General features: G+C 59.8%; 15 protein-coding genes. 5 read left to right on the top strand and 10 right to left on the bottom strand.

The annotated features are described in order from the left end of the window. Positions 1–48: 48 nt before the first annotated feature. Both M3P21_RS00300 and M3P21_RS00305 read left to right on the top strand, forming a co-directional pair. Positions 49–417, top strand: a complete 369-nt coding sequence (locus M3P21_RS00300) for a group I truncated hemoglobin (RefSeq protein WP_249705870.1) — start codon at positions 49–51, stop codon at positions 415–417. Beyond that, complete coding sequence (locus tag M3P21_RS00305) at positions 414–1,478, top strand: adenylate/guanylate cyclase domain-containing protein (protein WP_249705872.1); 1,065 nt, start codon at positions 414–416, stop codon at positions 1,476–1,478. Before M3P21_RS00300 ends, M3P21_RS00305 begins: the two co-directional genes overlap by 4 nt. Here M3P21_RS00305 and M3P21_RS00310 read toward each other — a convergent pair. Genes M3P21_RS00310 through metA form a run of 4 tightly spaced genes read right to left on the bottom strand, consistent with a single transcriptional unit; the run spans position 1,475 to position 4,893 of the window. After that, entirely contained in the window at positions 1,475–2,089 is a 615-nt protein-coding gene (locus M3P21_RS00310; RefSeq protein WP_249705874.1) for a TetR/AcrR family transcriptional regulator, read from the bottom strand. The two genes, M3P21_RS00305 and M3P21_RS00310, sit on opposite strands and share 4 nt — an antisense overlap. Further along, positions 2,082–2,951: a polyphosphate kinase 2 gene (ppk2, locus tag M3P21_RS00315; protein ID WP_249705877.1), complete on the bottom strand. Its 870-nt coding sequence runs from the start codon at positions 2,949–2,951 to the stop codon at positions 2,082–2,084. Before ppk2 ends, M3P21_RS00310 begins: the two co-directional genes overlap by 8 nt. Positions 2,952–3,000: 49 nt before the next feature. Next, the gene (locus tag M3P21_RS00320) at positions 3,001–3,948 is read right to left on the bottom strand and encodes an alpha/beta fold hydrolase (protein WP_249705878.1); all 948 of its coding nucleotides are present in this window, start codon (positions 3,946–3,948) and stop codon (positions 3,001–3,003) included. 6 nt (positions 3,949–3,954) lie between these two features. After that, positions 3,955–4,893 (bottom strand): homoserine O-acetyltransferase MetA, encoded by a 939-nt coding sequence (gene metA, locus M3P21_RS00325; protein WP_249705880.1) that lies wholly within the window; start codon positions 4,891–4,893, stop codon positions 3,955–3,957. Between the two features lie 130 nt (positions 4,894–5,023). On the opposite strand from metA, the gene M3P21_RS00330 reads away from it, so the two are divergent. Next, a complete protein-coding gene (locus tag M3P21_RS00330; protein ID WP_249705882.1) occupies positions 5,024–5,602 on the top strand; it encodes a hypothetical protein in 579 nt (192 codons plus the stop codon). Here the strand turns inward: M3P21_RS00330 and M3P21_RS00335 are convergent, their stop codons facing one another. From M3P21_RS00335 to guaA, 6 genes are all read right to left on the bottom strand, one after another. Next, positions 5,603–6,460 (bottom strand): ATPase, encoded by an 858-nt coding sequence (locus tag M3P21_RS00335; RefSeq protein WP_249705884.1) that lies wholly within the window; start codon positions 6,458–6,460, stop codon positions 5,603–5,605. It lies immediately after the preceding gene. A 130-nt stretch (positions 6,461–6,590) separates the two neighbouring features. After that, positions 6,591–7,715 (bottom strand): outer membrane protein transport protein, encoded by a 1,125-nt coding sequence (locus M3P21_RS00340; protein WP_249705886.1) that lies wholly within the window; start codon positions 7,713–7,715, stop codon positions 6,591–6,593. Between the two features lie 141 nt (positions 7,716–7,856). After that, positions 7,857–8,681, bottom strand: a complete 825-nt coding sequence (locus M3P21_RS00345) for a DMT family transporter (protein ID WP_249706328.1) — start codon at positions 8,679–8,681, stop codon at positions 7,857–7,859. Between the two features lie 80 nt (positions 8,682–8,761). Beyond that, positions 8,762–9,481 carry an FkbM family methyltransferase gene (locus tag M3P21_RS00350; protein WP_249705888.1) on the bottom strand — a complete coding sequence of 240 codons (720 nt, stop codon included), beginning with the start codon at positions 9,479–9,481 and terminating at the stop codon, positions 8,762–8,764. 180 nt (positions 9,482–9,661) lie between these two features. Continuing rightward, positions 9,662–10,372, bottom strand: coding sequence for a hypothetical protein (locus M3P21_RS00355; protein ID WP_249705890.1), 711 nt, complete (start codon positions 10,370–10,372; stop codon positions 9,662–9,664). 57 nt (positions 10,373–10,429) lie between these two features. Next, entirely contained in the window at positions 10,430–12,004 is a 1,575-nt protein-coding gene (gene guaA / locus M3P21_RS00360; RefSeq protein ID WP_249705891.1) for a glutamine-hydrolyzing GMP synthase, read from the bottom strand. 81 nt (positions 12,005–12,085) lie between these two features. Between guaA and M3P21_RS00365 the strand changes: the two genes are divergently transcribed. Both M3P21_RS00365 and M3P21_RS00370 read left to right on the top strand, forming a co-directional pair. After that, positions 12,086–12,523 (top strand): GNAT family N-acetyltransferase, encoded by a 438-nt coding sequence (locus M3P21_RS00365; RefSeq protein ID WP_249705892.1) that lies wholly within the window; start codon positions 12,086–12,088, stop codon positions 12,521–12,523. Between the two features lie 163 nt (positions 12,524–12,686). After that, entirely contained in the window at positions 12,687–13,493 is an 807-nt protein-coding gene (locus M3P21_RS00370; RefSeq protein WP_249705893.1) for an SDR family NAD(P)-dependent oxidoreductase, read from the top strand. The last annotated feature ends 73 nt before the right edge of the window (positions 13,494–13,566 follow it).

Genomic DNA, 13,566 nt, shown 5'->3' on the forward strand with positions numbered 1-13,566 from the left:
ACCTATCGTTGAGACTCCATTCCGGGCGGGCGGATCAAGGCATCAACGATGGCGCAGTCACTCTATGAAAAGCATGGCGGCTTCAAAACCGTGAGCCGGGTGGTGCTGCAATTTTATGAAATGGTACTCGATTCCGAAGAAATCGGCCATCACTTCGACGATGTCGACATGCCACGTCTGATTGATCACCAGACCAAGTTCATTTCGTCGCTTCTGGGCGGGCCCGCCTCGTTCAGCGACGACCGGCTCGAGGTGGTGCACCGGCCGCTGGGCATCACCCATGACCATTTCGACGAGGTGGCGCGGCTCTTGGGGCAGGCCGTGCTGGACCATGGAATGTCGCCCGAAGATGTTGATACCGCAATTGCCGCTGTCGAAGCCAAACGGTCGATCATCGTAACGCGCGAGGCAGGATGAGCATTTCCGCCATCAACGAGCACCTGCTGCGGGCCATAGGTGTGGGCGTGGCGCTGGCGCGCGCCTCAGACCTGCAATTGGTCTTTCACAACGAACCTTTTGCCGAATGGTTTGGCACGCCGGACCCGGACGCAACGCTGACGGCGGTTCTGGGCGAACTTGACGCTGAGGCGTTGGAGCAGGTCTGCGAAACCGGCCAGCGCTATTCGGCAGAGCTGGAGATCAAGCCGCGCCGCCGGACACTGATCTTTGCGGTCAATATCTCGCTGTCCAGCGGCACCGAGGAACCGCTGCTGATCGTGGAATGTCAGAACATCACCCGCATCCGCGAGCTGGAGACCATGATCGACAGCTATTCGACCATGGTCGAGCGCAACACCCGCGAGTTGGAGCGCGAGAAAGAGCGGGTCGAACGGCTGCTTCTCAACCTGATGCCGCGCTCGGTCTATGAAGAGTTCAAGACCTTCGGCGTGGTCACCCCGCAGCTCTACAAGAACGTTTCGGTGGTGATGCTGGATTTTGTCGATTTCACCGATTTCGCCGCCAAAACCGATCCGACGATCACGCTGGGTGAGCTGAACGACATTTTCACCGCTTTCGACCGGATCGTCGAGCAATATGGCTGCGAGCGGATCAAGACCATTGGCGATGCCTATCTGGCGGTCTCTGGCATGCCGGACGAAACCCCCGATCACGCCACAGCGGTGGCCCATTGCGCCATCCGCTTCCTGCGCTATCTGGAACGGCGCAATGAAAGCCACCCGCATAAATGGCGCGCCCGGATCGGCCTGGGATCAGGGGCGGCTGTTGGGTCTGTCGTGGGAATTCAGAAATACGTGTATGACGTCTTTGGTCCGGCGGTGAATATGGCGTCACGGCTGCAGATCTTCGCCCACCCGATGAAGATCGTCGCACCTGAGTCGATGAAATATGACCTGATCGACGAATTTCAGGTCTCCGATATCGGGGCTTATGACATCAAGGGCATGGGCGAGATGGAGCTGATCAATGTCAGCGCCGATCTGCGCGCCGGGCAGGTCCGCTCGCGGTTCCAGCCTTAACCGTCGGGCGAGATCAGTCCCAGACCCCGCAGGTAAATCCCCACACCCGATTCCAGCAGGTCCTCGGGCGGGAAGGGTGAGGCGGTGCCGGTATTGCGGGCGTAAAGCTCGACCACGCCGTGGCTCATCGCCCAGATATGGGCACTGACCATCGAGGCGGGGGGGCGTTTTTCCGGCGGGATGTGTTCCGACAGCTCTTGCGCGGCCTTTTCCAGCACCGCCTTGGCGCGGGCGGCGGCGTCGGCCAGCGCGGGCGTGCGGTTGACCGAGATGCCGCTTTCGAACATCGCGATATAGTGGCCGGGATGCTTGCGGGCAAAGGCCAGATAGGCGCGGCCCGTCGCCTCGAACGCGGCCAGCGCCGAGGGCTGGCCCTTGTCATAGGCGAACTGCATCAGGTCGGCGAACATCTCGAAGCCCTGACGGGCGGCCTCGGCGATCAGGTCCTCTCGGCCTTCGAAATGGCGATAGACCGCCGCAGGGGTCACGCCCGCGGTCTTGGCCGCCTCGGACAGGGTGAAACCGGTGGGGCCCCGCGCCTCGATCAACACCAGCGCGCCTTCGATCAGCGCCTGTTTCAGGTTGCCGTGATGATAGCCGCGTTTAGCCATCCCAGATATCGGGGCCCCCGCAGATCTTGCCGTCGACGGTGCCAAGCGCGTCGGCGTCCTTGTCGTCGTATTCCAGCCCGTGCAGCACCGTCTGGATCGCCGCGATCCTTGCCCGGCGCTTGTCGTCCGAACGCACGATGGTCCAGGGCGAAAAGCCGGAATGGCTGCGGGTCAGGGTTTCGCTGATGGCGCTGGAATATTCCTGCCATTTGGCCAGGCCCTGCACGTCGATGGGGCTGAGTTTCCACTGCTTCAAAGGTGAGGTCTCGCGATCCCGGAACCGGCGCAGCTGTTCGCCGCGCCCGACATTGAGCCAGAACTTGAACAGCTTGATGCCGTCATTCACCAGGCCCTCTTCCAGTGGCAGGACCTGACGGAAAAACCGCTCGCGTTCGTCGTTGATGCAGAAGCCGAACACATGCTCGACCACGCCACGATTGTACCAGCTGCGGTCAAAGAACACGATTTCCCCGGCCGAGGGCAGATGTTCGACATAGCGCTGGAAATACCATTGGCTGCTTTCGGTATCCGAGGGTTTGGTCAGCGCCACCACCCGCGCGCCGCGCGGGTTGAGGTTTTCGCGCAGCCGCTTGATGGTGCCCCCCTTGCCAGCGGCATCGCGCCCTTCGAAGATTACCGCGACGCGCTGCCCGCTTTCCTTGACCCAGGATTGCAGCTTGACCAGCTCGATCTGCAGCGCCTCCATCTGCGCCTCATAGGCTTTGCGGCCCATCCGTTCGGCGTAAGGGTAACTGTCGGTGATGATGTCGTCCTTGGCCGCCTTTTCCAACGCTTTGCGCAGATGGCCCGGCGCGTCCTCAGCGATGAACCTGGCGATTTCGCCCTTGTTTTTGCGAGACATTCCGGGCCTCCCTGTTTGCTCGTACACGCACTATGGAATGTTAAGGGGATTAACGCAAACCCGCCCGTTCCGCCGCCCGGTCAATGGCGTCCACCACTTCGGGGACCGAAACATGCTGCGGCATGTGGCCCACGCCTTCCAGACTGGTGAGGACCGCATCGGGTATTTGTTCGACAAGGGTCTGCGAGTGGATTTCCAGCCCCACTACCGTGTCGTCGGTGCCATGCACGATCTCGGTCGGGACCGAGATTTCATGATACCGCGGGGCCAATTCCTCGATCTCGCCCAGCAGATTATAGCGTTGCCGCGCGTTGGCGCGCAGCGAGTCACGCCGCAGGCTGAGACCGGGGCCGAAATGATCGGCATAATCCTCGGGCATCGGGTTCGGGGCGAAGACATCGACAAAGGTATCCTCGACCACCGATTGCGGCACATAGGCTGTGATCAGCGGGTTCACCACCGCCGCCCCGATTGGATTGGCGGTGAGCTTGTAGAAAAGTTCCAGCTCGGTGTCCCAGGGGTTCGACGCGCCCGCAATCGGCACCAAAGCGGCCAGAGCGTCAGGATGTGCGACTGCCCAAGCCAGCGCCACCGCGCCACCATAGCTTTGGCCAACCACGATGGGTTTGTCGGCGCCAAGCTGTTGCGCGGCCTTCATCAGTTGCGTGGCCTGTTCCGTGATCGTCGCGCCGTTGGGGTTGAGCGGGTCGGAATAACCCAGTCCGGGGCGGTCAAAGACGATGACCCGGTAGTTTTTGGCCAGCGCCGGGGCGAGGCGATAGGTCATGTCGTTGGTATTGCCGTTCGAGCCGTGGATCAGCACCACATCCGGGCCTTCGCCCATCACCTCGGCATGGACCTGATGACCGTCCACCTGCAGCAACTCACCCCTGGCTGGATGGCTGGCTTCGGCGCGCGCCTCGTTGCGGTTGGCGAGCCAGAGCGTCAGCGCCCAGAAGGCACCCAGAACAAGCAGGATGATCACCAGCGCGCGCATCTCCGGTCAGGCCCTCAGATCGGTGGAGCTATGACCGATACGGCTGATGTCAAAGGGCGTCGTTTCGTAGATTTCGCTGATCCAGTTGCCATAAAGCAGATGCGCGTGGCTGCGCCAGCGGTTCTGCGGCTCTTTCGAGGGGTCGTTGTCGGGGTAGTAGTTCAGCGGCACATTGATCGGCGTGCCATTGGCGACATCGCGGTCATATTCCTGTTTCAGCGTGTCGCTGTCATACTCGAAATGGTTGAAGATATAGAGCGCGCGATGGGCCCGGTCGCGCACCAGACAGGGGCCGACCTCATCGCTGCCCAGCAGGGTGCGCAACCCGTCCGCCGCGTCGATCTCGTCCTGCTTCATTTCGGTCCAGCGGCTGACCGGGATGAAACACTCATCCGAGAACCCGCGCAGGAAGGACGAGGCGGGGTCCATGTTCCGTTGCCGGAAACAGCCGAACGCCTTGGCGTCCAGCATGTGTTTCTTGACACCGTGGAAATGGTTGATCATCGCCATCCCGCCCCAGCAGACACCGAAGGTGGAATGCACATTGGTCTGGGTCCAGTTCATCACTTCGACCAACTCGTCCCAATAGGTGACGTCGGTGAACTCCAGATGTTCGATCGGCGCGCCGGTGATGATCAGACCGTCGAATTTCTCGTCCCTGACTTTCTGAAACGGGCGATAGAATTCGGCCATATGCTCGGAGGCGGTGGTCTTGGTGCGGTGTTCGGACATGCGGATCAGGCTGAGTTCGATCTGCAGCGGCGTGGCACCGATCAACCGGGCAAACTGGTTCTCGGTCTGGATCTTCTTGGGCATCAGGTTCAGCAGGCCAATGCGCAGCGGGCGGATATCCTGACGCGCCGCCTGATCCTCGGACATGACCATGACACCTTCACGGCTGAGGACGTCGAAGGCGGGCAGGTCAGCGGGGATCTTGATGGGCATGATGGGGGCTCTTTTGCGAACGTGTCTGGGCTAGATAGTCCGGGCAGGCGGTGGTGCCAAGCCTCGTTACGCTTGACAGCGCGGGACTGTGGCCTCTCAATCAGGTGCAGACCGGCGGGAGGGGACCGGAATGAAAAGACTGGGTTTTTTGGCGCTGATGCTGTGGGCGCTGCCTGCCATGGCACAGGACGGCTCTGAATGGGACCTGCAGCGCTGTGTCTGGAGCTGTCTGGCAAACTCTCCGGGCGCACAGAGCGCGATCTATCACCAATGCGTGAGCAGGCACTGCACCGGGCCGCAATATCAACCGCAGGCGGTGACACCCGCGCCGGTGGCGCAGGGCTGGTCGGCGGGGATGGCGGCGGATGGCAAGACTTGGTCGGCGGGGTTGGCTGCCGCAGATGGCAGCGGGCAGGGACTGTATTTCCAGTGCATTCCGGGGCGTGACAGCTATTTGATGCTATACGGGCTGAAGGCGCGTGAAGGCGTGTTCCAGATCAGCATTGATGGCCGTGCCTATCCCTTGGTCTTTCACGGCAGACGCGGGGAGTTGACCAGCGATCTGCCCGCCTCGGCGCCGTTTCTGAACCTGCTGGGGCAGGGGCGCGTGATTGCTATTGTGGACCCTGACGGGGCGTACAGAGCGAGCTACGGCCTGCTGAACGCGCACGGGGCGATCTGGCAGGTGCGAGCGGCCTGTGGCACTTAGTCAGCGCCCAAGCGCGTCGCCAATCAACGCGTCGAAATCCACAGCATCCCGCACCGTCGACACCTGATCGGCGGTCAGGGTGAGGCCCCAGTTCCGCGCCATCGCCGCGTAGCGCGGCTGCCGGTGGGCCAGTGCCCGCGCATAGGTCCAGCGCACGAAGGCATCGGGATCGACCTCATCGGGGGCGCAGCCCTGTTCGGACAGGTAGCCCTCCCACATCTCGGTCAGGAACTCGGCCTGATAGGACATCGGCTTGGGGTCCTTGTCGAAGCGGCGGATCAACTCGTCAGTGTGGGCGGCGTCACCCTTGAGCCAGATCATCAGCGTGTCCTTGGCAAGCTCAGACAGCACGTGATCCTTCGGATCCTCGGGGTCGACCCATTCGCAGATCGAACCGCCGGTGTCGCAGATGAAATTCGGATAGCCATAAAGCCGCTCGGCGCGGTCGATGAAATAGGGCGTGTCCAGCAGCGCGTGGATCTCGGCCTGGCGAAACTGCTCCTGCCGGCGGCGGTACTCGGCGATGGCCAGACCGCCCAGATCGGGATTGCCGGGTTTGCCCAGATAGGCCGAGACCGGGGTGAGGTTCTGGAACGAGATGTTCGACCCGATATAGATCGAATCCGACAGCAGCAGGTCGCGCAGGAAGGGCACCTTCATCGCCTGCGCCTTGGCGTTGTCGGTGATGTATTCGCCCATGTAGCGGGTGCCGATGCGGTAATCGATCGAGTAATGGAACCAGTCGCCGCCCGCGCGCAGAATATTGCTGAGATGGGTCTTGCCCAGACCGGACATGCCGAAAAACAGCACTTTCTTGCGCGGCGCATCGCGCCAGTCCTGAGCTGATGAATAGAGCATGTCCCGCAGTCCCGATTTTTGCCCCTAGCTAGAGCGCTGTGGGAGCCTGGTCAATCATGTGCATGGGCGCGGAATCAAAAAACCCCGCCGATGGCTCCGGCGGGGTTCTCGTGTTTTTGTTTCGTTCAGATCAGTTCTTGTTCAGGTAATGGGTGACCTGAATACCAACGCTCCAGGCGTGGTTGTTCTTGAATTTGCCGCCGATATCGGTGGTCGCATCGCCAACATCGGTATACTGGATACCGCCCGACAACTTGGTGTCGCCGAAATCATAGGTGCCGCCAATGCCGATGGCCCAGAACCCGTCATTCGGGCCAAGATCGGTCTGGATCGTGTCCAGCGCATCTTCGTACTGGATTTCGATCGCGCCTGCGAATTCCGGAGTGATCTGACGCGCAACACCCAGCGTATACGTCGTGGTGGAACCGCCAAACTTGACGATAGGTTCTTGGAAAATCGAATCATACACCGGGGCGTTCCAAACTAGTTGGCGCCAATCCACCCAGCGAATCCGACCAAAGACAAGCGTGTCCGCCGCGACACCAGTCTGGAAATCAAGGTTGACCGATTGTGGTGACTTCACTTCGGACGTGCTTTTGACGTCCAAAGCACTCGTCGTTTCCGTTTGATCCAGATCATGCTTGATCGCCGAGTTGTAAGTCAGCGACACGCGTGCTGCGATTTCCGGCTTTTCCCAAGCGACACCAACAACATAGCCAAAATCGATCGGCTTGTCGGTGTTAATGTTGTACATATCAACGCCAGGAGCCGGTATGCCTGGAACCCGAACATCTGCGTGCAGCCGCTGGGCGCGGATACCCCCAATGGCGCTGAACCCGTTGTCGAACTTGTAACGCAAGATCCCGGTTAGGGATTCTGCCTTGGCCTTGGCGCTCAGCTGCTGGGTGTTTCCGCCTGTTTCGCCCGAGAATGGCCATTTGACCGGATAGAGGATATCTGCGCCATAAGGCTCATCATAGATCAGAGCCACATCGATCTGGTCGTTGATGGCAGTTTTGTACCCACCTTGCGGGATCCAGAAATTTCTTGCGACGTTTCCAGACGGCCGATATTCGCCAGTGGCGTTGTTCGGCGCATCCGCGGCAATAGAACCGCTGATGCGCGGGCTGGTCCAGGACAGACCGGCCTGTATGACCGTGCCCGGTTCAAAGATCAGGTTGATGCCCTGTCCGCTGCGATCGACGCCGCCAGCAAACAAAACAGAAGGTGACAGCGCAGCCGTCGCCAGCGCCATAAGTGATTTTTTCATTGTCCTCTGAGTCCCTGTTGCTCTGGGTACTATTATTGCGTGTGGGCGTCGCTAACAGAACTGAAAATTCGCGGTCAACTCTTACCTAACGGCAAAGTTTTCAGATATGTGACGTATCTGCGTCAGTTACGTAAGGGAAGCTCTAACGTTTATGTAGTTCGCGGCAAGGATCAGGCCTCCGCCGATAAAAATCCAGATATCAACGGGTTCGTGATAGAACAGTGCACCGACGATAGCGATAACGGGCAGCCGCGCGAAGTCGAACGGAACGACGATTGTCGCGGGGGCAATGCTGAGCGCGTTGGTAAGGCAGAAATGCGCCGACAAGCCGCAGATTCCGATCAGAATCAGCCAGGGCGCGGTCGCTGTTGTGGGCAGGGCGATCTCGGCGTCATACCCCGAGGCCAGCAGGCCCAGAATCAGCTGCATCGTGGTGAGCCAGAACAGGATGCTGCCGATGCCTTCGCTCCGGGTCAGCCGCTTGGTCGCAATCATGGTGAGCGCAAAGAAAATGGCGCAGCTCGCGGCGGTAATCACACCTGCGCCTAGCGGCGCCGCACCAGGGCGCGCAACAACGAGGATGCCGAGAAAACCCAGCCCGACGGCAACCATCTTTGCGACGGTGATCCGTTCTCCCAGCAGCAGTGGTGCCAGAAGGATCACCCAAAGCGGGGTGGTGAATTCAAGCGCGAAGAGTTGCGCCAGCGGGATCAGGCTGAGCGAATAGAGCCACAGATTCTGACCGGTGAAATGCGCCAGGTTGCGCGCCATGTTCAGTCCAAGCCGGTCGCGGCTGACCCGGTGCCAGGTTCGTGTCCAGGTGAGCACGGCGCAGACGATGATCACACCGATCAGGCTGCGATACATCATTATCTCGAACGTATCATGGGTGCTGGCCGCAGCGCGACCCGACACCGCCATGAGTGTGAACGATGCGATTGCTCCTGTCATCCAGAACGCAGCGTGCAACACATTAGCTGCAGCCAACAGACCGTCCTTCCTGAGTGCATGCTTCGCCGAAACACATCGGATCAGGCACCTGACGCAAGTGGGGTTTCGCTGGTTTGGGTTGCGTCTTTGAAAAGGTAGTCATGGTGGGACAATTGCGCTTCAAAGACATAATCGTGCTGCCCGAGATACGCGGACAATTCATCAAAATCTTTGTGTTCGATCAGCATGTAACTGAAGCGGTACTTTTGATGGTTGATACCCTTCAGCACAGGGATCTCAACCCCTTCGACGTCCAGGGAAAGAAAATCAATCCGCTCGGGAGCACCTGCTTCAGTGAGGATTGCGTCAAGAGTTCGCGCAATCGCGCCAAAACGAAAGTTCGTTTCGGATTTTGGCAAATGAACCTTTGAGCGTTCGATATGCTCCAGCGGGTCGTCAATGGCGCTCTCCATGCCAAGACTGACGCTCATGAGGTTGGAGTACACCATTTCAACAAACCGATCCGAATAGTCGAAATCGACACAGGCACCGCAAAACACGGAGTTGTTCTCGCCACGTAGAGCGAGGCATTTCAGGTAGTTATGTGGCGCCGGTTCCACCAGAACGCCGCGCCAGCCGCGTGAGCGTTCCAGTCGGTACGTATTCGACTGATTTATTCCGTCATTGGCGCCCAGTTCGACATAAAACCCGCCATCGAAATTCAGGTAAGGTTCAATTTTCTCGTCTAAGTAGTTTAGGCCAAAGTACTTCTTTTTCCTTTGTTTTTCCTGTCTGCGGCGGAGCCAGCCCGGTTTGACCATGATTTGTACCTCGATTTGCAGCTACTGCACGATCTCGATCAGACCGGTCTTCAGACCAGGCCCGAGGCCGTGTGTTTATTCTTTATTTCATCTGGCCATGCATGCCAGACTGGGGTCCAATTCTGCGCAGTTGGCCTTTGGTGGGCATACCAACGCCGGGTTTTCAGGCTTCGTGTCAGATTAATGGTCTTCGGGGCTGATCTCTTTGAGCCCGCCGACCGGGTCCAGCGGTCCTTTACGTTTGAGTGCACGACTTGGGTTCAAATAAATGGAGGTTGTCCATGTATAGGCGTTTATCGGGCCGAAACCATTGAAATCGCACCGATGCCAGCCGATGCCTTCATCCAGCAGCGCCATGACCACCGGATTCCTGTCGGAGTTGTCAAAGATGATCAACGCAGGGTCCGCGTTCTGCGCCACAATGTTTTTGATAACATGGCGGGCACAAGTATTTCTGAATTTCCCGTCGATGACGATGATATCGGCATCTGATACTTCGGCACGTTCAGCGTAACCCGATTCACTCTGCTCAAAGACATAGGTGAAATTTGCATTGTTGGCGACCGAGGCACGGACCTTCTCTGACCAGATTGGATCGTGTTCGATTGATGTGACGACCGCGCCCGCGTTCAGGTAGTAAATCGACGAGTTTCCGCTGCCATACTCGAGAACGCGCGCGCCACCTAGGTCGAAATTGTTGAGGTACTCAATGGCCGGGTAGGTATACCAGGGTATCTCTCTGCCAGAGCCGTCGCGGCAGTCCCATTTCTCCATCGAGTCGTACTGACCGTAAGCATCGCCCAATATCCGGTAGGTTTTGACCTGTTCTCGCGAGGTATCGGTTGCGCGCTTCAGTACTTTCCTTAGAATCCAGAAATGCCTGCTGTTCATCGTCACTTGGTCCTTATTTTACCGGATCAGCGGCCCCGATTCGGCTTTGCGTGTCACTTATTCCCACTCAATGGTTCCAGGCGGTTTCGAGGTGATGTCATAGGTGCAGCGGTTGATGCCGCCGACCTCGTTGATGATCCGTGTGGCGGTCTCGCCCAGGAAGTCGTGGGTGAACGGGTAATAGTCGGCGGTCATGCCATCGACAGACGTAACCGCGCGCAGGGCACAGGCATAATCATAGGTGCGCCCGTCGCCCATCACCCCCACGGTACGCACCGGCAGGATGGCGACAAAGGCCTGCCAGATCTCGTCATAGAGTCCGTGCTTGCGGATCTGGTCGATATAGATCGCATCTGCTTCGCGCAGGATCTCCAGCTTCTCGCGGGTGATCTCGCCGGGGCAGCGGATGGCCAGGCCGGGGCCGGGGAAGGGGTGGCGACCGATGAAGCTCTGCGGCAGGCCCAACTCGCGGCCCAAAGCACGGACCTCGTCCTTGAACAACTCGCGCAGCGGCTCGACCAGTTTCAGGCCCATTTTCTCGGGCAGGCCACCCACATTGTGGTGGGATTTGATTGTCACTGACGGACCGCCGGAAAAACTCACGGATTCAATGACATCGGGATAGAGCGTGCCCTGCGCCAGAAACTCGGCACCGTCGATGGTGTCGGCATGTTTCTGGAACACGTCGATGAACAGCTTGCCGATGATCTTGCGCTTGGTCTCGGGGTCGGATTGCCCGTCCAACTCACCCAGGAACAGCTCGCTTTCATCGGCGTGGATCAGCCGGATGTTGTAATTGTCGCGGAACATGGCGACCACTTCCTGCGCCTCGTTCTTGCGCAGCAGGCCATGGTCGACGAACACGCAGGTCAGTTGGTCGCCGATGGCCTCGTGGATCAGGATCGCGGCGACCGAGCTGTCGACGCCGCCCGAGAGGCCGCAGATCACCTGCTTGTCACCGACCTGAGCGCGGATCTGTTCGATCATCTGTTCGCGATAGGCGCCCATTGTCCAGTCGCCGCTGAACCCGGCGAGGCGCACGAAATTCTCATACAGCTTGGCACCGCGCGGGGTGTGGTGCACCTCGGGGTGGAATTGCACCGCATAGAAATTGCGGCTGGTATCAGCGGTGATCGCATAGGGCGCGTTGGGCGAGGTGCCATAGACCGCAAAGCCGGGTGCCAATTGGCTGACATGGTCGCCATGGCTCATCCAGACCTGTTCATCGCCGTCGCAGAACCAGCCCTCCAGCAGCGGCAGCGTGCCCTCAGGGGTGACAAAGGCGCGGCCAAACTCCGCCGTGCCGCCACCGCCCGAGATCTTGCCTCCGTCGACCTGGCCGCCCAGTTGCTGCATCATCACCTGCTGGCCGTAGCAGATGCCAAGAATCGGCACGCCATAGTCAAAGATCTCTTGCGGGGCACGGGGCGATCCCTCGCGGGTGACGCTGTCGGGGCCGCCCGAAAAGATCACGGCTTTCGGGGCCATCTGGCGCACGAAATCCATTGTCACCTTCTGATAGGGGTGGATCTCGCAATAGACGTTCAGCTCGCGCAGGCGCCGGGCGATCAGCTGCGTGACCTGGCTGCCGAAGTCGATGATAAGGAGGCGGTCATGGGATGTCTGGCTCATGGCCCAGCTACTAGGTCGCAGAGGTGGCAAGCGCAAGGGATTTCAGGCAGAATAAGGCCCGTGCAAAAGGAGGATGCCGCCATGTCCGACATTAGACTGCGATCCGCCGAGCCTGCTGATCTGCCCGAGCTGGAGCGGGTCATCACATCCGCCTATGCCGCCGAACGTGCCCGGCTGAGCGGTATCCCGGATGTTACCGATGGGTTGGATGCGCATATCCGCGACGACATCGTGCATCTTGCTGAACGGGCGGGCCGGGTTCTTGGCGTCATCGTTCTGATCCGAAAGGAGGCGGCCCTGCTGGTCGCCAATCTCGCGGTCTCTGCCGAGGCGCAGGGCACCGGCATCGGTGGCCGCCTGATGCAGATGGCCGAAGATGCTGCGCGTGAGATGGGATATGCCCGGATGACCCTGCGCACCCATGTGGGCCTGTCGGGGACCCGCCGTTTCTATGTCGCCTTGGGCTGGGACGAGACAGGCGTGAGCGGGCAGGTGGTGTCCATGCAAAAGACCCTCTGACCGCGCGGGCATACAGGTCCGGTGATCGCGGAACCCTTCGGAACGTAAGGTCGTGTTGGACCGGTGACTGTTCATCGCCTAGTAACCGAGACCACGCATTGGGGGTGATCTGCGAGCAGATGCCTTGAGAGCACCCCCGCCCACGGCGACAGGGAGACAGCGCATGACCACGGACAGGATTGCATTCATCACCGGCGCGACCGGAGGCATCGGACAAGCCGCCGCCGCGCATTTTCACGACAGCGGTTACCGGCTCTGGCTCTGTGGTCGGGACGAGACCATTCTGGGCGAATTGGCCGCGCGCTACCCGACCGCCCGGATCAGCAAGTCCGACCTGGCTGATCCGCACTCGCTCGAGGCACTCTGCGCCGAGGTTGCCGCCTCATCCGAGCGGATTTCCGTGGGGTTGGTGAATGCAGGGATCGTCAAACCCGGCCACGCCGTTGATCTGGAACGCGCAGAGATTTGTCGCCATCTCGATATCAACCTGCGCGCCGCCACGCATCTGAGCCAGGCGCTGGCGCAGCATATGAAGCAGCACGGTGACGGCCACATCATCGGTACGCAATCCGCGGCCAGCTTTGTCGCCTTGCCGGGCAGCGCCGCTTACACCGCCAGCAAGTTCGGCATTCGCGGCTATTACCTGTCCTTGGCCGAGGAACTGCGCGCGCATGGTATTGCCGTGACGTCGATCTATCCCAATGCGATCGACACGCCGATGTTGCGATATGAGGCAGCCAATGGCGGCAGCGCGCTGAACTTCCTGTCCACGCCCTCAACCACCGATGATGTGGTTGCCGCCTTGAAACGGGCGCAAAAGGGCAAGAAGCTGGAATATTTCGTGCCGCGCTCGGATGTGGTGACCGCAAGATTGCTGACCGCTTTTCCCGGGCTGATGCGGCTGCTTTATCCGACGCTCAACCGCATGGGTGAAAAGGGACGGCAGAAGTTTCTGAAGCAGATAGAGTAACGCACGCGCCGCAGACGGCCCCAGTTTTCCGCATTCCGTCGCAATTTGACTGCCCGGTTGTGCGTCCATGTCG

The organism is Ruegeria spongiae (assembly GCF_023502395.1).
Taxonomy (GTDB): Bacteria; Pseudomonadota; Alphaproteobacteria; order Rhodobacterales; family Rhodobacteraceae; genus Ruegeria_C; species Ruegeria_C spongiae.

Coding starts and splice junctions, on each gene's coding strand:
- M3P21_RS00300 (WP_249705870.1), top strand. CDS start 49: ATGGCGCAGTCACTCTATGAAAAGCATGGCGGCTTCAAAACCGTGAGC.
- M3P21_RS00305 (WP_249705872.1), top strand. CDS start 414: ATGAGCATTTCCGCCATCAACGAGCACCTGCTGCGGGCCATAGGTGTG.
- M3P21_RS00310 (WP_249705874.1), bottom strand. CDS start 2,089: ATGGCTAAACGCGGCTATCATCACGGCAACCTGAAACAGGCGCTGATC.
- ppk2 (WP_249705877.1), bottom strand. CDS start 2,951: ATGTCTCGCAAAAACAAGGGCGAAATCGCCAGGTTCATCGCTGAGGAC.
- M3P21_RS00320 (WP_249705878.1), bottom strand. CDS start 3,948: ATGCGCGCGCTGGTGATCATCCTGCTTGTTCTGGGTGCCTTCTGGGCG.
- metA (WP_249705880.1), bottom strand. CDS start 4,893: ATGCCCATCAAGATCCCCGCTGACCTGCCCGCCTTCGACGTCCTCAGC.
- M3P21_RS00330 (WP_249705882.1), top strand. CDS start 5,024: ATGAAAAGACTGGGTTTTTTGGCGCTGATGCTGTGGGCGCTGCCTGCC.
- M3P21_RS00335 (WP_249705884.1), bottom strand. CDS start 6,460: ATGCTCTATTCATCAGCTCAGGACTGGCGCGATGCGCCGCGCAAGAAA.
- M3P21_RS00340 (WP_249705886.1), bottom strand. CDS start 7,715: ATGGCGCTGGCGACGGCTGCGCTGTCACCTTCTGTTTTGTTTGCTGGC.
- M3P21_RS00345 (WP_249706328.1), bottom strand. CDS start 8,681: ATGACAGGAGCAATCGCATCGTTCACACTCATGGCGGTGTCGGGTCGC.
- M3P21_RS00350 (WP_249705888.1), bottom strand. CDS start 9,481: ATGGTCAAACCGGGCTGGCTCCGCCGCAGACAGGAAAAACAAAGGAAA.
- M3P21_RS00355 (WP_249705890.1), bottom strand. CDS start 10,372: ATGAACAGCAGGCATTTCTGGATTCTAAGGAAAGTACTGAAGCGCGCA.
- guaA (WP_249705891.1), bottom strand. CDS start 12,004: ATGAGCCAGACATCCCATGACCGCCTCCTTATCATCGACTTCGGCAGC.
- M3P21_RS00365 (WP_249705892.1), top strand. CDS start 12,086: ATGTCCGACATTAGACTGCGATCCGCCGAGCCTGCTGATCTGCCCGAG.
- M3P21_RS00370 (WP_249705893.1), top strand. CDS start 12,687: ATGACCACGGACAGGATTGCATTCATCACCGGCGCGACCGGAGGCATC.